Origin of the sequence: Neorhizobium tunisiense (assembly GCF_039631515.1) — a bacterium.
Lineage (GTDB): Bacteria > Pseudomonadota > Alphaproteobacteria > Rhizobiales > Rhizobiaceae > Neorhizobium.
This window is the reverse complement of the sequence record NZ_JBDIUU010000002.1, coordinates 622021-645929: the sequence shown is the minus strand read 5'-3', so window position 1 is coordinate 645929 and position 23909 is coordinate 622021. Positions and strand designations below refer to the sequence as shown.

22 protein-coding genes are annotated in these 23909 nt (G+C 61.6%); 9 read left to right on the top strand and 13 right to left on the bottom strand.

Features of this window, described 5'->3' with window-relative positions; translation table 11 throughout:
* Positions 1-199: 199 nt before the first annotated feature.
* The 5 genes from urtE to urtA all read right to left on the bottom strand — a co-directional run bounded on the left by urtE (position 200) and on the right by urtA (position 5831).
* Positions 200-895 carry an urea ABC transporter ATP-binding subunit UrtE gene (gene urtE / locus ABCW43_RS12185; RefSeq protein WP_007762131.1) on the bottom strand — a complete coding sequence of 232 codons (696 nt, stop codon included), beginning with the start codon at positions 893-895 and terminating at the stop codon, positions 200-202.
* Position 896: 1 nt separating this feature from the next.
* Positions 897-1658, bottom strand: a complete 762-nt coding sequence (gene urtD, locus ABCW43_RS12180; RefSeq protein WP_155414728.1) for an urea ABC transporter ATP-binding protein UrtD — start codon at positions 1656-1658, stop codon at positions 897-899.
* A gap of 12 nt (positions 1659-1670) precedes the next feature.
* Positions 1671-2840 (bottom strand): urea ABC transporter permease subunit UrtC, encoded by a 1170-nt coding sequence (gene urtC, locus ABCW43_RS12175; RefSeq protein ID WP_345924610.1) that lies wholly within the window; start codon positions 2838-2840, stop codon positions 1671-1673.
* On the bottom strand, positions 2837-4408 hold the full coding sequence (gene urtB / locus ABCW43_RS12170) for an urea ABC transporter permease subunit UrtB (protein WP_345925452.1): 1572 nt from the start codon (positions 4406-4408) through the stop codon (positions 2837-2839). Before urtB ends, urtC begins: the two co-directional genes overlap by 4 nt.
* A gap of 133 nt (positions 4409-4541) precedes the next feature.
* Positions 4542-5831 (bottom strand): urea ABC transporter substrate-binding protein, encoded by a 1290-nt coding sequence (gene urtA, locus ABCW43_RS12165; RefSeq protein WP_345924608.1) that lies wholly within the window; start codon positions 5829-5831, stop codon positions 4542-4544.
* 280 nt (positions 5832-6111) lie between these two features.
* Here urtA and ABCW43_RS12160 point away from each other — a divergent pair, with 280 nt between their 5' ends.
* The 4 genes from ABCW43_RS12160 (at position 6112) to ABCW43_RS12145 (ending at position 10414) form a co-directional block, all read left to right on the top strand.
* Complete coding sequence (locus ABCW43_RS12160; RefSeq protein WP_345924606.1) at positions 6112-7413, top strand: flagellin N-terminal helical domain-containing protein; 1302 nt, start codon at positions 6112-6114, stop codon at positions 7411-7413.
* 96 nt (positions 7414-7509) lie between these two features.
* A complete protein-coding gene (locus ABCW43_RS12155) occupies positions 7510-7830 on the top strand; it encodes a putative quinol monooxygenase (protein ID WP_345924604.1) in 321 nt (106 codons plus the stop codon).
* A 90-nt stretch (positions 7831-7920) separates the two neighbouring features.
* The gene (locus ABCW43_RS12150; RefSeq protein WP_345924602.1) at positions 7921-8577 is read left to right on the top strand and encodes a phytochelatin synthase family protein; all 657 of its coding nucleotides are present in this window, start codon (positions 7921-7923) and stop codon (positions 8575-8577) included.
* Between the two features lie 175 nt (positions 8578-8752).
* A complete protein-coding gene (locus ABCW43_RS12145) occupies positions 8753-10414 on the top strand; it encodes an alpha-amylase family protein (RefSeq protein WP_345924600.1) in 1662 nt (553 codons plus the stop codon).
* Position 10415: 1 nt separating this feature from the next.
* Here the strand turns inward: ABCW43_RS12145 and ABCW43_RS12140 are convergent, their stop codons facing one another.
* Entirely contained in the window at positions 10416-11378 is a 963-nt protein-coding gene (locus ABCW43_RS12140; protein ID WP_345924598.1) for a GlxA family transcriptional regulator, read from the bottom strand.
* A gap of 100 nt (positions 11379-11478) precedes the next feature.
* On the opposite strand from ABCW43_RS12140, the gene ABCW43_RS12135 reads away from it, so the two are divergent.
* The 5 genes from ABCW43_RS12135 to ABCW43_RS12115 all read left to right on the top strand — a co-directional run bounded on the left by ABCW43_RS12135 (position 11479) and on the right by ABCW43_RS12115 (position 17403).
* Positions 11479-11781 (top strand): putative quinol monooxygenase, encoded by a 303-nt coding sequence (locus tag ABCW43_RS12135; protein ID WP_345924596.1) that lies wholly within the window; start codon positions 11479-11481, stop codon positions 11779-11781.
* Between the two features lie 28 nt (positions 11782-11809).
* Positions 11810-12253, top strand: coding sequence for a DUF488 domain-containing protein (locus ABCW43_RS12130; RefSeq protein ID WP_445738931.1), 444 nt, complete (start codon positions 11810-11812; stop codon positions 12251-12253).
* A 69-nt stretch (positions 12254-12322) separates the two neighbouring features.
* Positions 12323-12919, top strand: coding sequence for a LysE family translocator (locus tag ABCW43_RS12125; RefSeq protein ID WP_345924594.1), 597 nt, complete (start codon positions 12323-12325; stop codon positions 12917-12919).
* A 181-nt stretch (positions 12920-13100) separates the two neighbouring features.
* Positions 13101-16487: a hybrid sensor histidine kinase/response regulator gene (locus ABCW43_RS12120; protein ID WP_345924592.1), complete on the top strand. Its 3387-nt coding sequence runs from the start codon at positions 13101-13103 to the stop codon at positions 16485-16487.
* Complete coding sequence (locus ABCW43_RS12115) at positions 16480-17403, top strand: response regulator (RefSeq protein ID WP_345924590.1); 924 nt, start codon at positions 16480-16482, stop codon at positions 17401-17403. The genes ABCW43_RS12120 and ABCW43_RS12115 overlap by 8 nt, the downstream gene beginning before the upstream one ends.
* Positions 17404-17517: 114 nt before the next feature.
* Here the strand turns inward: ABCW43_RS12115 and ABCW43_RS12110 are convergent, their stop codons facing one another.
* The 7 genes from ABCW43_RS12110 to ABCW43_RS12080 form a co-directional block, all read right to left on the bottom strand.
* Complete coding sequence (locus ABCW43_RS12110; RefSeq protein WP_345924588.1) at positions 17518-18642, bottom strand: branched-chain amino acid ABC transporter substrate-binding protein; 1125 nt, start codon at positions 18640-18642, stop codon at positions 17518-17520.
* Positions 18643-18781: 139 nt separating this feature from the next.
* Positions 18782-19135, bottom strand: a complete 354-nt coding sequence (locus tag ABCW43_RS12105) for a DUF6867 family protein (RefSeq protein ID WP_345924586.1) — start codon at positions 19133-19135, stop codon at positions 18782-18784.
* 39 nt (positions 19136-19174) lie between these two features.
* Positions 19175-19903: an ABC transporter ATP-binding protein gene (locus ABCW43_RS12100; RefSeq protein ID WP_345924584.1), complete on the bottom strand. Its 729-nt coding sequence runs from the start codon at positions 19901-19903 to the stop codon at positions 19175-19177.
* Positions 19903-20769, bottom strand: coding sequence for an ABC transporter ATP-binding protein (locus ABCW43_RS12095; protein ID WP_345924582.1), 867 nt, complete (start codon positions 20767-20769; stop codon positions 19903-19905). Before ABCW43_RS12095 ends, ABCW43_RS12100 begins: the two co-directional genes overlap by 1 nt.
* Positions 20769-22157 carry a high-affinity branched-chain amino acid ABC transporter permease LivM gene (gene livM, locus ABCW43_RS12090; protein WP_345924580.1) on the bottom strand — a complete coding sequence of 463 codons (1389 nt, stop codon included), beginning with the start codon at positions 22155-22157 and terminating at the stop codon, positions 20769-20771. The genes ABCW43_RS12095 and livM overlap by 1 nt, the downstream gene beginning before the upstream one ends.
* 1 nt (position 22158) lies before the next feature.
* Positions 22159-23061, bottom strand: a complete 903-nt coding sequence (locus tag ABCW43_RS12085; protein WP_210008678.1) for a branched-chain amino acid ABC transporter permease — start codon at positions 23059-23061, stop codon at positions 22159-22161.
* 297 nt (positions 23062-23358) lie between these two features.
* Positions 23359-23907 (bottom strand): sarcosine oxidase subunit gamma, encoded by a 549-nt coding sequence (locus ABCW43_RS12080; protein WP_345924576.1) that lies wholly within the window; start codon positions 23905-23907, stop codon positions 23359-23361.
* Positions 23908-23909 lie beyond the last annotated feature (2 nt).

Genomic DNA, 23909 nt, shown 5'->3' with positions numbered 1-23909 from the left:
CATGCGCGTAAGAGCGGAACGAGAGAAGAAACCAGCAACGCGTGCAAAGACCATCAGCGCCTCATCATGGGGTGCGGGGGTTGTTAACAATATTGCGGAATGCCCTGAAAACGCAGTGTTGTTAACATATATTAGCGGCCTTTGAAACGCACGAAGTGCTGCAACGCGATACAAACATTCACCAGTAAAAATACCAGTCTCAGACGGTCAGATGCCGCCTTGCTTCTGCCGTATCCAGAGTCTCGGCCGCCCCTTCATGCACAATCTCGCCACGATCCATGATGTAGACTTGGTCGGCCAGTTCCCGGCAGAAATCCAGATACTGTTCCACCAGCAGAATGGCCATGCCGGTTGAATCGCGCAGGTAACGGATCGCCCGGCCGATGTCCTTGATGATGGACGGCTGAATGCCTTCGGTCGGCTCGTCGAGCACGAGGATCTTCGGACGGGTGACCATGGCGCGGCCGATCGCCAACTGTTGCTGCTGGCCGCCGGACAGGTCGCCGCCGCGCCGGCCGAGCATCGATTTTAGCACCGGGAACAGGGAGAAGATCTCGTCCGGGATGAACTTGTCCTTGCGGGCGAGCGGCGCATAACCGCTTTCGAGGTTTTCCTGGACAGTGAGCAGCGGGAAGATCTCGCGGCCCTGCGGCACGTAGCCGATGCCGTGCTTGGCGCGGTTATAGGGGGCGAGACCGTTCAGCACCTCCCCCTGGAAGCTGATCGTGCCGGCGCTGACCGGATGCTGGCCGGTCACGGCGCGGAGAAGAGAACTCTTCCCCACGCCGTTCCGCCCCAGCACGCAAGTGATCTTGCCCATATCCGCATGAATGGAAACGCCACGCAGCGCCTGCGCCGCGCCATAGTGAAGATTGACGTTGTTGACAGTCAGCATGTTAGCGCCCCAGATAATTCTCGATCACCTTCGGATCGTTCGAAACAAAGTCGATCGAGCCCTCGGCGAGCACCGAACCTTCCGCCAGGCACGTCACCTTGACGCCGAGTTCGCGGATGAAGCCCATGTCGTGTTCGACGACGACCACCGAACGGGTCTTGGCGATTTCCTTCAAGAGCACCGCGGTCTCCGCCGTTTCCGCATCGGTCATGCCGGCGACCGGCTCGTCGACCAGAAGCAGTTTCGGCTCCTGGGCGAGCAGCATGCCGATCTCCAGCCACTGTTTCTGGCCGTGGCTGAGATTGGCGGCGTATTCTTGCCTGCGATGCGTCATGCGGATCGTCTCGAGGATCTCCTCGATACGCGCCTTGTCTTCCGGCGACAGCGTGTAGAACAGCGTCGCGAACACGCCGCGCGACCGGTTCAGCGCCAGTTCCAGATTGTCCCAGACCGTGTGGCTTTCGAACACGGTCGGCTTCTGAAATTTGCGGCCGATGCCGAGCTGGGCGATATCCGCCTCGTCCTTCTTTGTGAGGTCGATCGTATCCTCGAACAGAACCGTGCCGGTATCGGGCCTTGTCTTGCCGGTAATGATGTCCATCATCGTCGTCTTGCCGGCGCCGTTCGGGCCGATGATTGCCCTCAGTTCCCCGGGCTCGACGACGAAGGACAGCGAGTTCAGCGCCTTGAAACCGTCGAAGGAGACCGAGACGTTTTCGAGATAGAGCAGGCTTTTCTGTCGTGTTTCGGAAATCATGTTCATGGTTGCGTGCCCCTATTCCGCCGCCTGGGCTTGCGCCACCGTGGTGGCGTCACCCCTGCCCTTTTCGGCATCCGCCGCAGCCTTCAATGCCTTGCGGGCCTTGAAGCCGTGCTGGATCGTTCCGACGATACCCTTCGGCAGGAAGAGCGTGACCGCGATGAACAGACCGCCGAGCGCAAACAGCCAGATTTCCGGAAAGGCGCCGGTAAAGAAGCTCTTGCCGCCGTTGACCAGGATCGCACCGATGATCGGGCCGATCAGCGTGCCGCGCCCGCCGACCGCCGTCCAGACGACCACCTCGATGGAGTTGGCCGGCGCGAATTCGCCCGGATTGATGATGCCCACCTGCGGCACGAACAGCGCGCCGGCAATCCCCGCCATCATGGCGGAGACGACGAAGGTGAAGAGCTTGATGTTCTCGACCCGGAAGCCGAGGAAACGTACCCGGCTTTCCGCATCGCGCACGCCGACCAGCACCTTGCCGAACTTCGAGCGGACGATGGCCGAGGCGAGGATCAGGCATAGCGACAGCATCAGCGCCGACATGAAGAACAGCACCGCGCGCGTGCCGTCCGCCTGGACGGAGAAGCCGAGGATGTCCTTGAAGTCGGTGAGGCCGTTATTGCCGCCGAAGCCCATGTCGTTGCGGAAGAAGGCGAGCAGCAGCGCATAGGTCATCGCCTGGGTGATGATCGACAGGTAGACGCCGTTGACGCGGGAGCGGAAGGCGAACCAGCCGAACACGAAGGCGAGCAGGCCGGGTACGATCAGCACCATCGCCATGGCAACGATGAACCAGTCCATTCCATACCAGAACCACGGCAGTTCCTTCCAGTTGAGGAAGACCATGAAGTCCGGCAGGATCGGATTGCCGTAGACGCCTCGGCTGCCGATCTGGCGCATCAGGTACATGCCCATCGCATAACCGCCGAGCGCGAAGAAGGCCCCGTGGCCGAGCGAGAGGATGCCGCAGTACCCCCAGACGAGATCGAGCGCCAGCGCCAGCAGCGCATAGCAGAGATACTTGCCGAACAGCGACATCACATAGGTCGGGATGTGCAGGGCGCTGTCGGTCGGGGTCAGCAGGTTGAGCGCCGGCACCAGGATGCCGATGCCGAGAAGGATGCCGACAGCTACGACGATGCGGCCTTCGAGGGCGCGGAAGACAAAGCCGGAAATCATGCTTCCACCGCCCTTCCCTTAAGCGCGAACAGGCCGCGCGGACGTTTCTGGATGAACAGGATGATCAGCACCAGCACCAGGATCTTGCCGAGCACGGCACCGACCGAGGGTTCGAGGAACTTGTTGAGCACCCCGAGCGACAGCGCGCCGACCAGCGTGCCCCACAGATTGCCGACGCCACCGAACACCACGACCATGAAACTGTCGATGATGTAGCTCTGGCCGAGGTTCGGCGAGACGTTGTCGATCTGGGAAAGCGCGACACCCGCAATGCCGGCAATGCCGGAGCCGAGCGCGAAGGTGAAGGCATCGACCCAGGGCGTCTTGATGCCCATGGAGGATGCCATGCGGCGGTTCTGGGTGACGGCGCGCATGTTGAGGCCGAAGGAGGATTTCTTCATCACCACCAGCAGCGCCACGAAGATCGACAGCGAGAAGGCGATGATCCACATGCGGTTCCAGGTGATGGTCATGCCGCCGACCGGGAAGGAACCGGACATCCAGGAGGGATTGCCGACTTCCTGGTTGGTGGGGCCGAAGATCGAGCGGATCGTCTGCTGCAGGATCAGCGAGACGCCCCAGGTGGCGAGCAGCGTTTCGAGCGGCCGGCCGTAGAGGAAACGGATGACGCCGCGCTCGATGACCAGGCCGACCGCACCGGTGACCAGGAAGGCGACGGGCAGCGCGATCGCCAGTGACCAGTCGAACAGTCCGGGCGCGTGGTCGCGAATGACCTGCTGCACCACGAAGGTGGAATAGGCGCCGAGCATGACCATTTCGCCATGCGCCATGTTGATGATGCCCATGACGCCGAAGGTGATCGCAAGACCGATTGCCGCCAGAAGCAGCACCGAGCCGAGCGACACGCCGTACCAGACGTTCTGGCCGATATCCCAGAGCCGCTGGCCGCTTTCGATGCTGGCGATCGCCGCATCGACATCGCTCTTGAGGCTCGGATCGAGCCCGGCAGACGCACCCATCAGGATGCCGATCGCGTTGCGGCCGCCGTAGTTCTTGATGGTCGCGATCGCGGCCCGCTTTTCGTCGATGGAGCGGTCGGAGGAGAGCAGCGACACGGCGCGCGCCTCTTCCATGCGGGCTTTGACCTCGCCGTCCGTCTCCTTGGAGATCGCGGTTTCGAGGAGCTCAAGGTTTTCGGCGCTTGGCGAGCGCAGCACGGCATCCGCCGCCTGCAGCCGGACGCCGCGATCCGGGCTCATCAGCGTCAGCCCGCCCATCGCAGAACGGATGACGCGGCGCAGGCTGTTGTTGATCTTGATCTTGGTGACCGCATTCTTGGCGGCCTGTCCGGCGGAGGCGCCGGTGACCGGGTCGATCAGCTCGTAATTGGAGCCGGCCGCCTTGCCGATGAACACCAGGTTGTCGGACTTGCGGAAATAGAGGTCGCCCTCGGAAAAGGCATTCAGCGCCGGCACGAGCCGGGCATCGCCGGTGGCGGCGAGCTGGCCGATCAGTTTTTCAGCTTCGCTGAAATCGGCCTTGGCGAGCGCGTCGATCAGCGGCTTGGGATCGTTCTGCGCAAACGAAGGCGCGGCGAAGGAAAACATCAGGCAGAGCAGGAGACCAAGGCTCTGCAGAACGCGGAATGGAACTTTGCTCGTCATTGGAACCCCCTTGCGAGATCGCGGGCGACTGAACGCCGCCCGCGATGATGTCGATGAACATCAGAAGGCGATCGGATCAGCTGCCCTTGCCGCCGCACTTGCCGGAAGCAACGTTGAAGTTGCCGCAGGACATCGGCTTGCGCCAATCGGAGATCAGGTTCTTAGAGTCCGGCAGGTAATCGGACCACTCGTCGCCGACCACAGGTGCGGTTTCCTGAACGATATCGAACTGGCCGTCAGCCTGGATTTCACCGATCAGCACCGGCTTGGTGATGTGGTGGTTCGGCATGACGGTGGACGTGCCACCCGACAGGTTCGGAACGGAGACGCCGATGATGCTGTCCAGCACGGCGTCGGTATTGGTGGTGCCCGCGGCTTCGACGGCCTTCACCCAGGCGTTGAAGCCGATATAGGCGGCTTCCATCGGATCGTTGGTGACGCGCTTGTCGTTCTTGGTGAATGCCTTCCATTCCTTGATGAATTCGGCATTCACATCGGCATCGACGGACTGGAAGTAGTTCCAGGCGGCCAGGTGGCCGACGAGCGGCTTGGTGTCGAGACCGGCGAGTTCTTCTTCCCCGACCGAGAAGGCGACGACCGGAATGTCTTCAGCCTTGATGCCCTGGTTGCCGAGTTCCTTGTAGAACGGAACGTTGGCGTCGCCGTTGATGGTCGAGACGACGGCGGTCTTCTTGCCGGCCGAACCGAACTTCTTGATGTCGGAGACGATCGTCTGCCAGTCGGAATGACCGAACGGCGTGTAGTTGACCATGATGTCGGACTCGGCAACGCCCTTCGACATCAGATAGGCCTTGAGGATCTTGTTGGTCGTCTGCGGATAGACGTAGTCGGTACCGGCGAGAACCCAGCGCTTGACGCCCTCTTCCTTCGCCAGATAGTCGACGGCGGGGATGGCCTGCTGGTTCGGGGCGGCGCCCGTGTAGAAGATGTTGCGCGAGGACTCTTCACCCTCGTACTGGACCGGGTAGAACAGGATCGAGTTCAGCTCTTCGAAGACCGGCAGGACCGACTTGCGCGAAGACGAGGTCCAGCAACCGAAAACGGCAGCGACCTTGTCCTTGGAAATCAGCTGGCGCGCCTTTTCGGCAAACAGCGGCCAGTCGGAAGCCGGATCGACGACGACGGCTTCGAGCTTCTTGCCGAGCACGCCGCCCTTCTTGTTCTGCTCCTCGACGAGCATCAGCATGACATCCTTGAGGGTGGTCTCGGAGATGGCCATGGTGCCGGAAAGCGAGTGGAGAACACCGATCTTGATGGTGTCGTCGGCGGCGAAAGCACCCTGCAGCGCCGTCGTCGACATTACGGCAGCGAGCAGCGCGCCACCCAGTTTGGATTTAAATGTCATTGGTTCGAACCCCTCTTCTCGTTCGTCCGCAACGAGGATTTAACCGTTGCTGAAGCGACTATCGGTTGCTGCATCGCAAAACCGTATACGTCGAATGACGTACCGGAGGGGGAGAAGGGGGAAGAGCGGTGCCGTGGTGGAACGATCAGCTGGCACTCCCCAGATCAGATGGCGCCGGCAAGGCCGATATCGATCCTGCTCATGATATATTAACCATATTTGGATTGTATAACCCGACGCTTACGTAGGGCGCGAGGAGTTGTTTCCGGTGTAGATATCCATGAGTAGCATCCTCACGAATGCTGGAGCTGCTTCTGCGCTCCAAATGCTTCGCTCCCTCGACAGCCGGATGTCCGGGGTTGAGCGGCAGGTCGCAACCGGCTTGCGCATCGAACACGCCTCCGACAACGCCGCCTACTGGTCGATCGCCACCACCATGCGATCGGACAATGGTGCCCTTTCGGCCGTGCAGGACGCCCTTGGCCTCGGAGCCGCAAAGGTCGAGACGGCCTATGAAGGCATCGCCGCGACGACGGATATCCTGACGGCGTTCATGGCCAAGGTCGTTTCCGCCCAGCAGGACGGAATAGACAAGAACAAGATCCAGGAAGAACTGGAGCAGTTGAAGCAACAGATCGTCTCGATATCCAACTCCGCAAGCTTCGCCGGCCAGAACTGGCTGCGGTCGGACATGCAGGGCCGCGAAGCAGGCGCAAAGACTTCTGTCGTGTCGCCGTTCAATCGCAGCGAGGACGGAACCGTCTCCGTCGGGAGCATCGACGTCGATCTGTCGAAACTCGTACTGTTCAAGAATGGCGGCGGCGGAATTCTGCAGAAGGAACCTGATCCGGATCTGGGTTATGGCCTCGGCACGATCGGCGGGCTGATGGGATTTTCGACATCGGGTTATGGCGACGTGCCGGGCCCGGTATTCGACCAACCCTTCACGATCACGAAATTCGACGTCGTCACGGTCGCCTTTTCAGTGGGTACCTCCAACGATACGTTCGTCATCACCAAGAATGTCGTCGACCAGGCGCTCGGAGGCCAAATAGGATACGGCTTCGACGGCGATATCGAAAGCACGGCCGATTGGGCGAAAGTCCTCCTGCAGGCAACGTTTCTCAACAAGGCGCCTCCCGACATCCTGTTTGCGGCTCAGGGCGGGTCGCCGAATATCTACTTTCGCGCCATCATTCCTCTCGCCGCAGAGCTGATCACCGTCCAGCAGCCTGTCCACACCCGGACGCTGCCGCCGGAGGGGATCGATCTTCTCGATATCGACGTCACCGATCCCGACATCGATTTCCCGACAATTACACTCGTTCTCGACGAGATGCACCAGAAGGTCATATCGGCCGGTGCCTACCTTGGCTCGCTCAAGTCGAGGATCGCGATGCAGGAAGCATTTGGAAACAGGCTCACGGACAGTCTCGACAAAGGCATCGGGCGCCTCGTCGATGCGAATATGAGCGAGGCATCGAGCAAGCTCAAGGCACTGCAAGTCCAGCAGCAACTCGCGACCCAGTCGCTTTCCATCGCCAATTCGGACGCGCAAAACATCCTGTCCCTCTTCCGGTAAGAGACCGTCACCTTATATGACCTCCGAGGTAATCGACCCGGCGACCGATGGCATCTATCCCAGGATCCAGCTTTGCAGCGTGAAAGGATCAGCCCCATGCCCGTCACCTATGTCATTCGCTTCGATATCCTCCCAGGCCAGCGCGACCGCTTCATGGCTCTTCTGAACGGCGTGCTCGATGCCATGCGGCACGAGCCGATGTTCCACAATGCCGTGCTGCATGCCGATCCAGAGAATGAAGACCGCATGATGCTCTACGAGACATGGGAGGATCATCAGGACGTCCTGGACGTGCAGTTGCAGCGCCCCTATCGCGAGGCATGGCACGCGAGCCTTGCCGATCTCCTCGCCGGGCCGCGCGACATTTCGGTCTGGCATCCGATCCGCAGCGACCGCTCGGGGCAACCTCGCTCCTGATGGGGAACTGTCACCGGTTATCTGCCGGATTGATGTCCTTGCCCCTTTGGGTCATTCTTCGGGATCATCCTTGGCTTCGCGGACCTCACAATGAAGCGCGGTCTATTTTTCGGCATGATCGCCGCCGCCGGCCTGCTCGCCGGAGCGGCATTCGTGGTGGTCGGCCAGACAAAAGTCCCGCCGGACGCGATCCGGTCGTCCGTCATCCGTTCTCCCCAATTGATGGACCGGGCCTGGACACTGCCCGTGGCGGCAACCTTCGGCCGGAACCTGACCTGGCAATCGAACGGCTCGCGGTGCGGTCCCGCAAGCATTGCCAACGCGCTTCGCTCCGTCGGCGAGGAGGAAACGACCGAGGCCGAGGTTCTGGACGGAACCGGCATGTGCTGGACCGGGTTCTGTATCATCGGCCTGACGCTGGATGAACTTGCCGACCTCGCCCGCATGAAAACCGAGCGGAAGGTTTCGGTTCTGCGTGACCTGACCCCCGACGAATTCCGCGAGCATATGAAGCACGCCAACGACCCGGGTCGCCGCTACATCGTCAATTTCACGCGTGAAAAGATCTTTGGAGCGGGCGCCGGTCACCATTCTCCGATCGGGGGATATCTGGAAGCCGAGGATCTGGTGCTCGTCCTCGATGTCAACGAGGACTACAAGCCCTGGCTTGTCGAGCGGCAACGGTTGTTCTCGGCAATGGATACGCTTGATGGAGACAGGAAGCGCGGCTTGCTGCTGATCGAATGACCGCGTCGTACCCGCGCCTTGCGACGAGGCTCCGGTCACATCCGGCTCGCTTTGCCTGCTTCGGATCGTGACCGTTCCCTTGTCTTGTCTTGAATTCGTTCCCTCTTGGGAACATTTCCCCGCCTCACGCAATTGCCTCCCCGGGATCCGCCAACCACCCGAGGAGCTCAAGCCCGTGATCAACGACCTCTGGTACAAGAACGCCGTCGTCTATTGCCTCTCCGTCGAGACCTTCATGGATGCCAATGGCGATGGGATCGGCGATTTCCAGGGGCTGCAGCGGCGGCTGGATTATCTCTCCGGCCTCGGTGTCAGCGCCATCTGGCTGATGCCGTTCCAGACCTCGCCCGGCCGCGACGACGGTTACGACGTTTCCGACTACTACAATGTCGATCCCCGCTACGGCACGCTCGGCGATTTCGTCGAATTCACCCACGGCGCCAAGCAGCGTGGTATCCGGGTGCTGATCGACCTCGTCGTCAATCACACGTCCAACGAACATCCCTGGTTCCAGGATGCCCGCAGCGACCCGAAGTCCCCCTATCGTGACTGGTATGTCTGGTCCGACAAGAAACCGGCCAACGCCAACGAGGGCATGGTGTTTCCGGGTGTGCAAAAAACCACCTGGACCCATGACGAGAAGGCCAAGCAGTATTACTTTCACCGCTTCTACGAGTTCCAGCCAGACCTCAACACCTCCAACCCGCATGTACAGGCGGAGATCCTGAAGATCATGGGGTTCTGGGTCCAGCTCGGCGTGTCCGGTTTCCGCATGGATGCGGTGCCCTTCGTGATCGCCGAAAAGGGCGCCGAGGTGAAAAAGCCGAAGGAGCAGTTCGACATGCTCCGGACTTTCCGCGAGTTCCTGCAATGGCGGCTCGGCGACAGCATCATCCTTGCCGAAGCCAATGTCGTGCCGAAGGAAAACCTCGCCTATTTCGGCGAGGACGGCGACCGGATGCAGATGATGTTCAACTTCCATGTCAACCAGGCGCTGTTCTATGCGCTAGCCTCGGCCGACAGCCGGCCGCTCGTCAAAGCGATCAACGACACCTACGAGCGGCCCGCCACCGCCCAATGGGGCCTGTTCCTGCGCAATCACGACGAACTCGATCTCGGCCGGCTGAGCGAAAAGCAGCGCCAGAAGGTGTTTTCGGAATTCGGGCCGGACAAGCACATGCAGCTTTACGACCGCGGCATCCGCAGGCGGCTGGCGCCGATGCTGCAGGGCGACCGCCGCCGGCTGGAGCTTGCCTACAGCCTGATGTTCTCGCTGCCCGGCACGCCGGTCATCCGCTACGGCGACGAGATCGGCATGGGCGACGACCTGTCGCTGCCGGAGCGCAACTGCGCCCGCACGCCGATGCAATGGTCGACCGAGCCGCATGGCGGCTTCACCAAGAACGACAAGCCGGTCCTGCCGGTGATCAGCGGCGGCCCCTTCGGCTTTGAGCACCTGAACGTCGCCCACCAGCGGCGCGACCCCAACTCGATGCTGAACTGGATGGAACGGCTGATCCGGATGCGCAAGGAAGCGCCGGAAATCGGCTGGGGCGAATGCGTACCGCTGCAGACCAGCGCCCCAGGCGTGCTGGCGTTGCGCTACGACTGGCGCGACAATTCCGTGCTGGTCGTCCACAACCTGCATTCGACGCCGGTCGAAGTGGAGTTTTCCGTGGGTCTCGGCGACCATGGCGAGAAGCTGATCGACATCGCCGATGGCGGCAACAGCAAGGCGGAGAAAAACGGCAAGCATACGCTCCTGCTCGATGCCTATGCCTATCGCTGGTTCCGGGTCGGCGGCCTGGATTATCTTCTGAAGCGCAAGGAAATCTGACCTATCCCCCCGCCCTCACCTCGCGTACGCCCCGCCCGGTCTTCTGCCGCAGAAGGGCTCGAAGCGTGACGCCGTCGGCATAACCGACGAGCGCGGCGATCTCGTCCGGACTCTTGTCGCTGGTCTTCAGGAGATGCACGGCGCGCTCGACCCTCAGATCCTGGAAATAGGAGAGCGGCGTCTTGCCGAGCACCTGCTGCATGCGCCGCGCCAGAGTGCGCTTGCTGGCACCCACGGCACCGGCCGCGTCGTCGAGCGAAAATCCTTCGGAAAGTCGGTCCCGTGCCCAGCGCTCGAAACGCTGCACCAGCGGATCGGCATGAGAAAGATGGTCGGTGATCACGTAAGCGGACTGGGACGGCCGGTTGTCGACGATCAGATAACGCGCCACGAGGCCTGCGAGCTCGGGGCTGACCTGCCGCACCAGCCAGAGCGCCATGTCCATGTGGCCGAGTGCTGCACCCGCCGTCACCAGCGAACCGGATTTTACCAGCATGCGGCCGTCTTCGAGCTGCACGGATGGATAACGCTGGCGAAAGAGCGGCGCGAGCCACCAGCTCGTCGTCGATTTTTCCCCGTCGAGAAGGCCGGATTCGGCAAGCACGAACGTGCCGACGCAGGCAGCAGCGATGTTCATGCCGGCCGCCTTCGCCTCGCGCAGCACCGCCCCCGCATCGCGGATATCGGCACGGTCCAGCGCCGGCACCAGCACGTCCGGCATCTTGCAGGCGATCGCCGGCACCACCAGCCAGCCGCCGGCCTTTGGATCGAAGCTTCCCGAGATCGGCACGGCAAGCCCATGCGCCGTCTTCACGTGCCTGCGCACGCCGATCACCGACACCTCGAAGCTCGGCACATCGAGTGACAGCATGACCGCCAGCTCGTTCGCCATGGTGAATACGTCGAGCATGGTCGACAGGCCGGTATCGAAGACGGGATCGAGGGCAAGGATCTGCAGCTTCATGGCAAGAACACTATCAACAATGTCAATATTGACAATAGGCAACCGGGCCGGCGTGGCAGATTGTCAGGCCGCCATGTCGTTCCAGAAAAGGAGAGAAACAATGGTCAAGGTCGCATTGTTCGTCCGCCTTCAAGCCAAGCCCGGCAAGGAAGCGGCGCTGAAGGAATTTCTCGCCGCAGGGCTTTCGATGGCGCGGGACGAGGCCACCACGCCGATCTGGTTTGCCCTGCAATTGGGACCATCGACATTTGCGATTTTCGATGCTTTCAAGGATGAGGCGGGCCGCCAGGCGCTTCTCGTCGGCCCGATCGCCCAGGCCCTGGCGGCAAACGCGCCGGACCTTCTGGCCGAACCGCCGTCGATCGAAAAGGTCGATGTACTCGGCCTGAAGAACGTCGCCTGACCGACCACGTTAAGATAAGGAGACGCGCATGAGCATGGACGTCACCACGATCGGCTTCACCAAGACGACGGCCGAGGATTTCTTCGGCCGCATCAAGGCGGCTGGCGTCAAGCGAATCCTGGATGTGCGCCTCCACAACACCTCGCAACTCGCCGGTTTTGCCAAATCTGACGACCTCGCCTTCTTTCTGAAGACGATCTGCGGCGTCGGTTACGCGCATGAACCGCTGCTCGCGCCGACCGAGGAGATCATGACCGCCTTCAAGAAACAGAAGGGCGACTGGAATGTTTTCCAGAACGATTTCCTCGGCTTGATGGCGGAACGCAAGGTGGAAAGTCAACTGAAGCCGGAAGCCTTCGACGGTTCCTGCCTGCTCTGCTCCGAAGACACGCCGCATCATTGCCACCGCCGGTTCGTCTGCGACTACCTGAACGGCAAATGGGGCGGCAAGCTCAGCGTCCGCCATCTCTGAAACGAACTCGACAAACCTGATCCGAAGCAACGCCGGGTGATTGCTTCCCCGCGCGCGGAGCGCCTTGCCATGACTTACGACACCGTGCTTGCCATCGTCCTCTTCTCGCTTGTCGGTTCCGTATCGCCGGGGCCGAGCAATTTCATGCTGCTCACATCGGGCACCAATTTCGGCTTCCGGCGCACCGTGCCGCAGATCCTCGGCATCACCATCGGCCTTTCATCGGTGCTGCTGGCGGTCGGTTTCGGCCTTGGCGCGCTGCTCATCGCCTATCCGCCGCTTGGATTGGCGTTGAAGATCGCCGGCGGCGGCTACCTGCTCACCCTCGCTTGGCGGATCGCCATGTCCCGCTCTGTCTCCGGCGATGACGCGAACGCCGCCCGTCCCCTCACCTTCCTCGAATCCGCGGCTTTCCAATGGGTTAACCCGAAGGCCTGGGTGGCGGCGCTCACCGCCATGGCCGCCTATGCCAGCGCAGAGAACCCGTTCGTCTCGGTGGTGCTGATCACGCTGGTCGTCGCCGTCGTCAACCTGCCGAGCGTCGCCGTCTGGGCCGGCTTCGGCGTGGCGCTGCGACGGTTCCTCTCCGATCCGGTGCGCCTCAAATGGTTCAACATCGTCATGGCGCTGCTGCTGGTCGCGACGCTCTGGCCGCTGCTGATATAGCGGCGGCCCGAAGACGTGGATACAAACGAGATCGTCATCCGCCCGACCCGCACCTTGTAGCCCCGGCCAATGATGCGGTGGGGATTTACCGCACCGCATCATACTCTGCTTGCAAAACGCCACGCCACAGCCGAAAGTGCACAATTGACGGTCTTTCCTCAAAAGGTGCTAGAAATTAGGCATGGCAGCGCGGCAACGCATCATTCCCGTTCGGCGTGAATACAATCGCTGGGTCGCCAACCAGACGCTGGAGGACTACGCGCTCCGTTTCACCGCCAAGAGCGCCCGCCGGTTTTCCTCCAGCCGCATCTCGCAGACCGCCATCGGCGCCATTTCCTTCCTGGCGCTCGAAGCGATCGGCGGCACGATCACCCTTTCCTACGGGACGACAAACGCGTTCTTCGCGATCGTCGCGGCCGCTCTCGCCATGCTGGTGATCGGCTGGCCGATCAGCCGTTATGCGATCCGCCACGGCGTCGATATCGACCTTCTCACCCGCGGCGCAAGCTTCGGTTATATCGGCTCGACGATCACCTCGCTGATCTATGCGAGCTTCACCTTCATGCTGTTTGCGATCGAGGCCTCGATCATGACCGGCGCGCTGGACCTCGCCTTCGGCATCCCGCCGTGGATCGGCTATATGATCAGCGCCGTGGTGGTGATCCCGCTGGTCATCTACGGCGTGCAGCTGATCTCCCGTTTCCAGCTGATCACCCAGCCGTTCTGGATCGTCCTCAATATCCTCCCCTTCGTGTTCATCGGCTTCATGGATTGGGAGAAGTTCGATCTCTGGCGCGCCTTTGCCGGCATCGGCCATTCGAACGCCCAGGTCGGCGGCCCGGCCCCCTTCAATCTCGTCGAGTTCGGCGCGGCTTCCGCCGTCATCCTGGCGCTGATGCCGCAGATCGGCGAGCAGGTCGACTTCCTGCGGTTCCTGCCGCCGGAGGGCCTCGACAAATGGCGCCACCGGTTCGCCGTCTTCCTCGCCGGGCCCGGCTGGGTGGTGGTCGGCGTGCCGAAGCTGCTCGCGGGTTCGTTCCTGGCGGTGCTGACGCTCTCGACCGCCGTGCCGATCCGCGAGGCAGCCGACCCGGCGCATATGTATTTCGCCGCCTTCGGCTACATGATCCCGAACGATACGGCCGCCCTCTTGCTGATGGCCGCCTTCGTGGTCGTCTCGCAGCTGAAGATCAACGTGATGAACGCCTATGCGGGTTCGCTCGCCTGGTCGAATTTTTTCTCGCGCCTCACCCACAGCCATCCCGGCCGCGTCGTCTGGCTGGTGTTCAACGTGGTGATCGCGCTGCTCCTGATGGAGCTCGGCATCTACAGACTGCTCGAGGCGACGCTCGGCATCTTCTCGATCATCGCCATGTCCTGGCTCTGCACGATCTCTGCCGATCTGATGATCAACAAGCCGCTGGGCCTGTCGCCTGAGGGCATCGAGTTCAAGCGCGCCCATCTCTACGATATCAATCCGGTGGGCCTGGGCTCGATGTTCGGATCGGCGGCGATCGCGCTCGCCGCCCATTTCGGCCTGTTCGGCCCGTTGATGGCCTCGCTCGCTACCTACCTGACACTGGTCGCCTTCCTGATCTCGCCGGCGCTCGCCTTTGCCACCGGGGGCAAGTTCTACCTGGCCCGAAAGCCGCGCCAGAGCTGGAAAAGCGTCGGCTCGATCACCTGCTCGATCTGCGAGCACCCATTCGAGCATGAGGACATGGCCTGGTGCCCGGCCTATGCCGCACCGATCTGCTCGCTCTGCTGCTCTCTCGACAGCCGCTGCCACGACATGTGCAAGCCGCATGCGCGGCTGAATACCCAGGTCGGCACCGTCGCCCGCTCCTTCCTGCCGGAGAGCGTCATCACCCGGCTGACGACGCGCCTCGGGCGCTACGCGACGACCGCGGTGCTGTCGATCTCGGTGATCGGCACGATCCTCGGCATGATCGCCTATCAGGTCAGCCGGGCGACGCCCGTCAATGCCGAGGTGATCTACGGCACGGTGCTGATCGTTTTTTTCGTCTTCGCCATCATCGCCGGCATCGTTTCATGGTTCTACGTGCTCGCCCATGACAGCCGGGTGGTGGCGGAAGAGGAGTCCTCTCGCCAGAACACCCTGCTGCTCAAGGAAATCGCCGCCCACAAGAAGACCGACGCGGCATTGCAGGATGCCAAGGAAACCGCCGAGGCCGCCAACCGCGCCAAGAGCCGCTACGTCGTCGGCCTCTCCCACGAGCTGCGCACGCCGCTCAACGCCGTGCTTGGCTACGCCCAGATCCTCGAACGCGACGAGACGATCCCCGCCCCGCGCCAGTCGGCGATCAAGGTCATCAAGCGCTCCGCCGACCATCTGTCGGGCCTGATCGACGGTCTGCTCGACATTTCCAAGATCGAGGCCGGCCGGCTGCAGGTCTATTCCAACGAGATCAACATCCAGGATTTTTTGGACCAGATCGTCGAGATGTTCGGCCTGCAGGCGCAGGCCAAGGGCCTGACCTTCGAGCACGAGCGCGCCCGGGCGTTGCCGCAATATGTGCGCACCGACGAGAAGCGGCTGCGCCAGATCCTCGTCAACCTGCTCTCGAACGCGATCAAGTTCACCGACGAGGGCACGGTGAAATTCGATGTCGCCTATCGCAGCCAGGTTGCCACCTTCACCATTTCCGATACCGGCCGGGGCATTGCCGAAAAGGATCTCGGCCGCATCTACGAACCCTTCCAGCGCGGCGAGGCGGAGAGCATCAGGCCCATGCCCGGCCTCGGTCTCGGCCTCACCATCACCCAGCTGCTTACCAACACGCTCGGCGGCGAGATCGCGGTCGCCAGCACCAAGGGCGAAGGTTCGATCTTCAAGGTGCGGCTGATGCTGTCGGCCATCGAACGGCCGAACACGGCACCGGCCGCCGAAAAGAAGATCGTCTCCTATACCGGCCCGCGCCGCACCATCGTCGTCGTCGATGACAACGAGGATCACCGCGACCTGATGCGCGAAGTGCTCTCGCCGATGGATTTCGTCGTGCTGACCGCAAACAGCGGCCCGGACTGCCTGACGCTGATCGAGGGCGTCAAACCGGACCTCTTCCTGGTCGACATCTCCATGCCCGGCATGAGCGGATGGCAGCTCGTGGCCAAGCTGCGCGAGAACGGCCAGGTGGCGCCGATCATCATGCTGTCAGCCAATATCGGCGACGGGATTGCGGTGCATTCCGGCGACGAAGGCCATAGCGACGCGATCGCCAAGCCGGTGGACATCCGCAGCCTCGCGGACAAGCTCGCCGCCCATCTCGGCCTCGTCTGGGTCTACGAGAACGAAACCTTGCTTCCCGCCGTGGTCGGCCCGAAGAGACCGATCAAAAGTCCGGGGACGAACCATGTCCAGGACCTTTTGCGGCTCGGCGAAATCGGCTACGTGCGCGGTATCGAAGCAAAACTTGCCGATCTCGCCAGGGAGGAGGAGCACCGCCCCTTCACGGAAGAACTCGGAGCTTACGTGCAGGCCTTCGATCTTGCCGGTTATATGAAATTCCTGAGCCGCCTTGAGGCAGAAAGGACGAGTGATGGCTGAAACTGCTCTGCCGCGCGATATCGTCCTTCTCGTGGACGACAGCCCCGAAACGCTGGGCTTCCTGACCGAAGCGCTCGAAAAATCCGGTTTCTCCGTGCTGATCGCCACCACGGGCCAATCGGCCCTCAACATCGTCGAACGCATCACGCCCGACCTCATCCTGCTCGATGCGGTCATGCCCGGCATGGACGGTTTCGAGACCTGCCGCAAGCTCAAGACCAACGGCGCGGTCACCCAGGTGCCGGTCATCTTCATGACCGGCCTCACCGAAACAGAACACGTCGTCAACGCGCTCGATTCCGGCGGCGTCGACTACCTGACCAAGCCGATCAACATCGACGAACTGCGCGCCCGCATCCGCGTGCACCTCTCCAATGCCCGTTCGGCCCAGAGCGCCCGCGTAGCGCTCGATGCCGCCGGCCGCCACCTGCTGGCCGTCAAGGCAAACGGTGCACTCCACTGGTCGACGCCGCAGGCAACAAGGCTGATCAATGCGGCGACCAACAGCGACGACGGGCTCGACATCGTCTCCCGCCGGATTTCCTCCTGGATGGCCGAGCGCGACAAGCCCGGCTTTGCCCGCGATGCCGCCTTCGCCCTCGTCCAGAATGGCCAGGCGAGCCTGCAGTTCTCGTTCCTCGGCGCGATCGGCGCCGACGAACATCTCTTCCGTCTGACGGCCGCAAACAAACGCCCGGACGACGAGGTGCTGCGCCAGCATTTCCCGCTCACCCAGCGCGAATCCGAAGTGCTGCTGTGGATCGCCAAGGGCAAGTCGAACCGCGACATCGGCGATATTCTCGGCCTGTCCTCACGCACGGTGAACAAGCATCTCGAACAGATCTATGTGAAGCTCGGCGTCGAGAACCGCGCCTCGGCGGCCGTCAAGGCGGCGCATGTCCTGCACGAGATGTAACGGGGCTTTCGAAGACTTCGGCATTCTCCCGCGGAAATAAGGCCTCCCCAAAACGCAAAGAAGCCCGGCTTTCGACCGGGCTCCCCTTAAAAATGCGACTTTGCCGAGAACGGATTACATCTGCGGGAAGTAGCTGTACTTGCCGTCCGGGCCCTTCTTCCATTCGTACATGATATAGCCCGGGATCTTCGGGTCGCCCTTGGCGTCGAAGGCCATGTCGCCGAGAACGGTCTTGAACGGACCCTTTTCATGCAGCGTCTTGGCAACGGCTTCGGCGTCGTCGGCCTTGCCGGTTGCCTTGATGCCGGCAGCGATGACCTGCACGGCAGCATAGGAGTAGAGCGTGTAGGCTTCCGGGTTGAAGCCGGCAGCCTTGAACTTGGCAACCAGGTCCTTGTTGGCCGGGTTCAGCGTCGGGTCGGGACCGAAGGTGTTGAGCGTGCCTGCGACGGCGTCGCCGGCGATCGAGGCCAGTTCGTTGGAGACGATACCGTCACCCGAAACGAGCGTAGCCTTGAGGCCCTGGTCCTTGGCCTGGCGGATGATCAGGCCGGCTTCGGTGTGGAGACCGCCCCAGTAGATGATCGAGACGCCGGCTTCCTTCATCTTGGAGATGAGGGCCGAGAAGTCCTTGTCGCCGACGTTGACGCCTTCGCGGATGACTTCCTTGAGGCCCTTGGCGTTCATGGCCTTCTTCGTTTCTTCGGCAAGGCCCTGGCCGTAAGGCGTCTTGTCGTCGATGATGGCGATCTTGGCGGTCTTGAACTTGTCGGCGAGGTAAGCGCCGGCAACGCTGCCCTGCTGGTCGTCACGACCGCAGGTACGGAAGACGTTCCACAGGCCGCGCTCGGTGAAGACCGGGTTGGTCGCAGCCGGGGTAATTTCGAGCATGCCGTTCTCGGCATAGACTTCCTTGGAAGCCGGGATCGAGACGCCGGAGTTGAAGTGGCCAACCACGTACTTGACGCCGTCGGAAGCAAACTTGTTGGCAACCGAGATGCCCTGCTTGGGGTCCGATACGTCGTCGCCGAGGACGATCTTGATCTTTTCGCCGTTGATGCCGCCGGCGGCATTGATATCGGCTGCAGCCTGTTCGGCACCCTTCTGGAGCTGTGCACCGAAGGCGGCGTTCGGACCCGTGAGCGGACCGCCGACGCCAATAACGATGTCGGCCCATGCGCTACCGCTGAAGGCGACCATGGCCGTCAGCGCAACCGCGGAAAGAAGAGACTTCTTCATCGAGTTACTCCCAATTTTTTAGGTGAGCTGATTTTTCGAAACCGGGCGCAATACCCACCATCACTGCGCCGGAAATGTTCCACTCTAGGTTACTTATGATTTCAACCCGCGCCAATCTGAGGACAGAAAAGTGCGGCTGTCAATCTTTCTTCTTGAAGGAAAAAGCCGAAGTCGGCTCGTAGAGCCAATAGTAATTTTGCACCATCTGGCGCGTCCGCCGAATGCGGAATCCGGCGCTCGAAAACACCAGCAGGATGACCACGTCGAGGATGTAGTAGAACGGGCTGATGAATGGCCCCTGGAACAGCGCATAGTGCAGAAAGCGCATCGCCACGCCGAGCAGAAGCGTATAGACCACCACCGTCGGATAGCCGTTCCAGCCCTCGGCGGCGGCCCTGCCCGAGCGCCAGGCAGTCCAGAAACCGATGATCAGCACGAGGAAACGCAAGAGGTAGCGCACGCCGCTGTCGCTTTCGAAAAACAGTCCCTGCATCCTAAATTCCTCCGGTTGCCAAAAGCACAACCACTACGTTCAATGCCGTCCACCCTCAAGGTAGGCGGCGCGCACTTCCGGATTGGCGAGAAGCTCTTTTCCGGAACCGGACATCGTCACCTTGCCGTTGACCATCACATAGCCACGGTCGGAGAGTTTCAATGCCGCGAACGCATTCTGCTCGACCAGGAAGACGGTAAGCCCCTCTTCGTGGTTCAGCTTCTTGATCGCCTCGAAAATGCCCTTGACGATCAGCGGCGCCAAGCCCAGCGAAGGCTCGTCGAGTAAAAGCAGCTTCGGCCGCGCCATCAGCGCGCGCCCGATCGACAGCATCTGCTGTTCGCCGCCCGAAAGCGTGCCGCCGCGCTGCGCCTGGCGTTCCTTGAGGCGCGGGAAGAGCGTGAAGATCTTCTCGACATCCTCGCTGAAATATTTGAGGTTGTCGAGGCCGGCGCCCATCTGCAGGTTCTCGTAGACGGTCATGCGCGGAAAGATGCGCCGGCCTTCGGGAGACTGCGCGATGCGGCGTCGCGCGATCAGGTGCGTCGGCAGCCTGGTGATGTCCTCGCCGTCGAAGATGATCGAGCCGGCGCGGGCCTGCGGGGCACCGCAGATGGTCATCATCAGCGTCGATTTGCCGGCACCGTTGGCACCGATCAGGCTGACGATCTCGCCTTTGTTGACTTCGACATCGACGCCTGCGAGTGCACGGATATTGCCGTAATAAGTCTCGACAGCCTCGACTTTCAGAAGGTTTTCGGCCGCCATCAGTGATTGCCTCCCTCGAGTTCTACCGCGATCACCTCTTCCACCTCGTCATCCTCGACGCCGAGATACGCGGCGATCACTCGTGGGTCGTTCTTCACATGGTCCGGCGAGCCGTCGGAAATCTTCTGGCCGTATTCGAGCACCACGACATGGTCGGAAATCTGCATGACCACCGACATGTCGTGCTCGATCAAAAGGATCGATACGCCTTCATCGCGGATCTGATGCAGCAGCGTGTTCAGCGCCGCCGATTCGCGAGGGTTAAGACCGGCCGCCGGCTCATCGAGGCACAGCAGTTCCGGATTGGTGCACATCGCGCGGGCGATTTCGAGCCGCCGCTGGGCGCCGTAAGGAAGGTCGCCGGCGGGATCGTCGGCGCGATCGGTCAGATCGGCCTTGTCGAGCCAGTATTTCGCCTTCTCGATCGAGGCATCGACCGCCTTGCTGTAGGCCGGCAGGCCGAGGAGCCCGAGGATCGTATAGCCCGAGGCCTTCATCAGCGCGTTGTGTTGTGCGACCAGCAGGTTTTCGAGAACCGTCAGGCCCGAGAACAGCCGGATGTTCTGGAACGTGCGGGCGACGCCCGCCACCTTGGGGATCTCGAAGTCGCGAAGGCGTTCCAGCAGGTATTCCTTGCCGTCCCTGCGCTGCAGGGTGAGCATGCCCATGGTCGGCTTGTAGAAACCGGTGATGCAGTTGAACACCGTGGTCTTGCCGGCGCCGTTCGGGCCGATCAGGGCGGTGATCTCGCCGCGCCGTACTTCCAGCGACAGGTCGTTGATCGCCATCAGGCCGCCGAACTTCATCGACAGGTGCTCGACCTTGAGGATCGTATCGTTCGTCATTGTCGTCGTTCCGAGAGCCATCAGCCGTGACCCTCCTTGGTAAAGCTTCCGGAGACCGCCCTGCGCTCCTTGAGGAAGGCCGTCGGTTCCCGCGATCCGACGAAGCCGCGCGGCTTGAACAGCATGACGATGATCATCGCCAGGCCGAAGAGCAGCATGCGGTAGAGCTCAGGCGTGAAGTCCGGTCCGAACACGGCCTTGAGGAAGGACATTTCGCGCAGCACTTCGGTGCCGCCCACCATCACCACCGCGGCAAGCGCGATGCCGGTGAGCGACCCCATGCCGCCGAGAACGACCATCGCCAGGATCACGGCCGATTCCAGGAAGACGAAGCTTTCCGGCGACACGAAACCCTGGCGGGTTGCAAAGAACGCCCCGGCAAAGCCGCCGAACATCGCCCCGGTGGCAAAGGCGGTCAGCTTGGTGGTGACGGTATTGATGCCGAGCGAACGGCAGGCGATCTCGTCCTCGCGCAACGCTTCCCAGGCCCGGCCGATCGGCATGCGCCGCAGGCGGATGGTGACGTAAGCGGTCAGCATGCAGAGCGCCAGGATGACGTAAAACAGGAAGACCTTGTAATAGACCGAGGACGCCGACAGGCCCCATGCCTTGACGAAGTTGTTGGCCGTGCCGGTATCGAAGGACCAGATGCCGAAGAACGACGCCTTGGCAATGCCCGAGATCCCGAAAGTTCCCTTGGTCACGTCCGTCCAGTTGATCAGCACGAGGCGGATGATCTCCCCGAAGGCAAGCGTCACGATGGCGAGATAGTCGCCCCTCAGACGCAGGACAGGAAAACCGAGGATGATGCCCCAGAGCGCTGCGAGAATGCCCGACATCGGCAAAAGCAGCCAGAAGGAGAAGCCGAAATAGGAGGACAGCAGCGCGTAGGAATAGGCGCCGACCGCATAAAAGGCGACATAGCCGAGGTCGAGAAGGCCGGCGAGGCCGACCACGATGTTCAGGCCCCAGGCGAGCATCACGTAGATGAGGATCTGGATGCCGAAATTGTCGACATATTTCAGCGATCCCTGCTTGCCGACGATCAGCAGCGACAGGAAGGGATAGACCAGCAGGAAGATCAGCGCGATCTTCAGGAAATGCCGGTGGAAGAAGTTCTTCTGCTCGGAGATCTCGAGAACGCCGCTCTTGGCCTTGGCGAGCTTGCGCCGGTCGATATGTGGCTTGATGAAGCCGACGGTCAGGAAGCGGCCGATCGCCGCAACAGCCACGAAGATCGCCAGCAGGCCCCAGCGGGTGCGCCAGACCAGCGCGTTGTTGATGTCCTGATAGGTCTCGATGCCGACGAACAGCAGGAACATGAAGAAGGAAATGACGCCGGCAAACAGCCCCTCCCGCACCGCCTTGGCAAGCACGTTCGGATGTCCGGTTTCGGTTGCAGCTGCCATGTTACACCTTCTCCACTTCCGGCCGGCCGAGAATGCCGGTCGGCTTGAAGATCAGCACGAAAGCGAGGATCGCAAACGTGGCGACGTCCTTGTAGGCGATGGAGAAATAGGCCGACCACAGCGACTCGATGAGACCGATCAGCAGCCCTCCGAGAACCGCGCCCGGCAGCGAACCGATACCGCCGAGAACCGCCGCCGTGAACGCTTTGACCCCCGGGATGAAGCCGTCGTTGAACGAGGCGACGCCGTAATACATCAGGTACATGGCACCGGCGACGGCCGCGAGCGCTGCACCCATGATGAAGGTGATCGAGATCGTCCGGTCAACGTCGACGCCGAGCAGCGCCGCCATCTTGCGGTCCTGTTCGGTTGCCCGCTGGGCGCGCCCGAGCGGCGTCCTGTTGACGATGTACCAGAAGGCGAACAGCAGCACCGCCGTGATGACGACGATGAGCACCTGCTTCAGCGAGACGGTGATGGCACCGAGATGGAAGACGTCGGTCACCATGGGCGGGATCGGCTTGTTGCGCGGCCCCTGCGTCACCTGGATGAAGTTGGATAGCACGATCGACATGCCGATCGCGGTGATCAGCGGCGCAAGCCGGAACGAACCGCGCAACGGCCGGTAGGCGACCCGCTCGATCGTCCAGTTCCACAACCCTGTCATCAGCATGCCGACAAGCAGCATCAACAGCAGAAGCAACGCCACCGGAATACCGGCGAAGAAGGAGGTTGCGATCAGAAAGACGATGAGAGCGGCAAAACCGCCGAGCATGAAAATATCGCCATGGGCGAAGTTGATCATGCCGATGATGCCGTAAACCATCGTATAGCCGATTGCCACAAGGCCATAGATGGATCCAAGAGTCAGCCCGTTGATGAGCTGCTGGATAAAATACTCCATATATTTTCCCCTGGATGCGATCCCGGGAGGGTCGCATCTCGTTTATTTGCCCCTTGCGGGTTCTTACGTTCTTTGGCGCATTCCATAACGTTTTCGTAAGGAATGTGAAGACAAAAAGCCGAGAGATCGACAAAATCGCGGCACTTCTCAACAATCTGGCAACACAAAGATCAGAAATTCCACAAAACCGGCAGCTTCTGACGAAAAATTAGTCAGGACGCCCGGTTTTCGAAATTAAAGATCGTACTGCGGTTAACGTTAAATCCAGATCCAACCCTCGACCTGCAAGCGCAGCGGTCAGTCAGCAAAGCCGCGGGTCAGCGCATGTTCGCGGCCCATCTCCATCAACTCCTCGAAAACCGATCCGGCAAGCGAGCGCGGCACGATGATCTCGAACGTATCGGCACCGGTGCGGGCCACATTCGCCTCCGCGTGGCAGCACAGCATCAAGGCGGAATGGCCCTCCTCGAAGATCTCCGGATGCAGGTCGATCGCCACGCATTTGGCCAGAATCGTTCGCACGCTCGGACCGGAGATTTCCATGAGCACGCGACCGTCGCTCTGATCGACGACGGACGCTCCGGCGATCCCGGACAGCATGCCGGCGACCGTCTCGGCGCCGACCGTCCGCGATACGGCAAGCCATTCGGACGGGCTGCAGAAGCGCGGCGCGACATCCTCGGCATTCCACAGGGCCTCGGCGACGGCGGCCTCCTGCCCGGCATGGGCGAGGATCGAGAAGATCACTGGCCGGCGAATGATGGAGAGATGGTTCGGATTGGGGTCCGTCTCGAAGCCGGAAATATGATCGTCGAGGACATGCCGGTGGAGAAGATTGATGGACATTC

What these genes read in the sequence shown, in the direction of transcription:
- urtE (WP_007762131.1), bottom strand. Translation starts at nt 895, where the DNA reads ATGCTGACTGTCAACAACGTCAATCTTCACTATGGCGCGGCGCAGGCG.
- urtD (WP_155414728.1), bottom strand. Translation starts at nt 1,658, where the DNA reads ATGAACATGATTTCCGAAACACGACAGAAAAGCCTGCTCTATCTCGAA.
- urtC (WP_345924610.1), bottom strand. Translation starts at nt 2,840, where the DNA reads ATGATTTCCGGCTTTGTCTTCCGCGCCCTCGAAGGCCGCATCGTCGTA.
- urtB (WP_345925452.1), bottom strand. Translation starts at nt 4,408, where the DNA reads ATGTTTTCCTTCGCCGCGCCTTCGTTTGCGCAGAACGATCCCAAGCCG.
- urtA (WP_345924608.1), bottom strand. Translation starts at nt 5,831, where the DNA reads ATGACATTTAAATCCAAACTGGGTGGCGCGCTGCTCGCTGCCGTAATG.
- ABCW43_RS12160 (WP_345924606.1), top strand. Translation starts at nt 6,112, where the DNA reads ATGAGTAGCATCCTCACGAATGCTGGAGCTGCTTCTGCGCTCCAAATG.
- ABCW43_RS12155 (WP_345924604.1), top strand. Translation starts at nt 7,510, where the DNA reads ATGCCCGTCACCTATGTCATTCGCTTCGATATCCTCCCAGGCCAGCGC.
- ABCW43_RS12150 (WP_345924602.1), top strand. Translation starts at nt 7,921, where the DNA reads ATGAAGCGCGGTCTATTTTTCGGCATGATCGCCGCCGCCGGCCTGCTC.
- ABCW43_RS12140 (WP_345924598.1), bottom strand. Translation starts at nt 11,378, where the DNA reads ATGAAGCTGCAGATCCTTGCCCTCGATCCCGTCTTCGATACCGGCCTG.
- ABCW43_RS12135 (WP_345924596.1), top strand. Translation starts at nt 11,479, where the DNA reads ATGGTCAAGGTCGCATTGTTCGTCCGCCTTCAAGCCAAGCCCGGCAAG.
- ABCW43_RS12130 (WP_445738931.1), top strand. Translation starts at nt 11,810, where the DNA reads ATGAGCATGGACGTCACCACGATCGGCTTCACCAAGACGACGGCCGAG.
- ABCW43_RS12125 (WP_345924594.1), top strand. Translation starts at nt 12,323, where the DNA reads ATGACTTACGACACCGTGCTTGCCATCGTCCTCTTCTCGCTTGTCGGT.
- ABCW43_RS12120 (WP_345924592.1), top strand. Translation starts at nt 13,101, where the DNA reads ATGGCAGCGCGGCAACGCATCATTCCCGTTCGGCGTGAATACAATCGC.
- ABCW43_RS12115 (WP_345924590.1), top strand. Translation starts at nt 16,480, where the DNA reads ATGGCTGAAACTGCTCTGCCGCGCGATATCGTCCTTCTCGTGGACGAC.
- ABCW43_RS12110 (WP_345924588.1), bottom strand. Translation starts at nt 18,642, where the DNA reads ATGAAGAAGTCTCTTCTTTCCGCGGTTGCGCTGACGGCCATGGTCGCC.
- ABCW43_RS12105 (WP_345924586.1), bottom strand. Translation starts at nt 19,135, where the DNA reads ATGCAGGGACTGTTTTTCGAAAGCGACAGCGGCGTGCGCTACCTCTTG.
- ABCW43_RS12100 (WP_345924584.1), bottom strand. Translation starts at nt 19,903, where the DNA reads ATGGCGGCCGAAAACCTTCTGAAAGTCGAGGCTGTCGAGACTTATTAC.
- ABCW43_RS12095 (WP_345924582.1), bottom strand. Translation starts at nt 20,769, where the DNA reads ATGGCTCTCGGAACGACGACAATGACGAACGATACGATCCTCAAGGTC.
- livM (WP_345924580.1), bottom strand. Translation starts at nt 22,157, where the DNA reads ATGGCAGCTGCAACCGAAACCGGACATCCGAACGTGCTTGCCAAGGCG.
- ABCW43_RS12085 (WP_210008678.1), bottom strand. Translation starts at nt 23,061, where the DNA reads ATGGAGTATTTTATCCAGCAGCTCATCAACGGGCTGACTCTTGGATCC.
- ABCW43_RS12080 (WP_345924576.1), bottom strand. Translation starts at nt 23,907, where the DNA reads ATGTCCATCAATCTTCTCCACCGGCATGTCCTCGACGATCATATTTCC.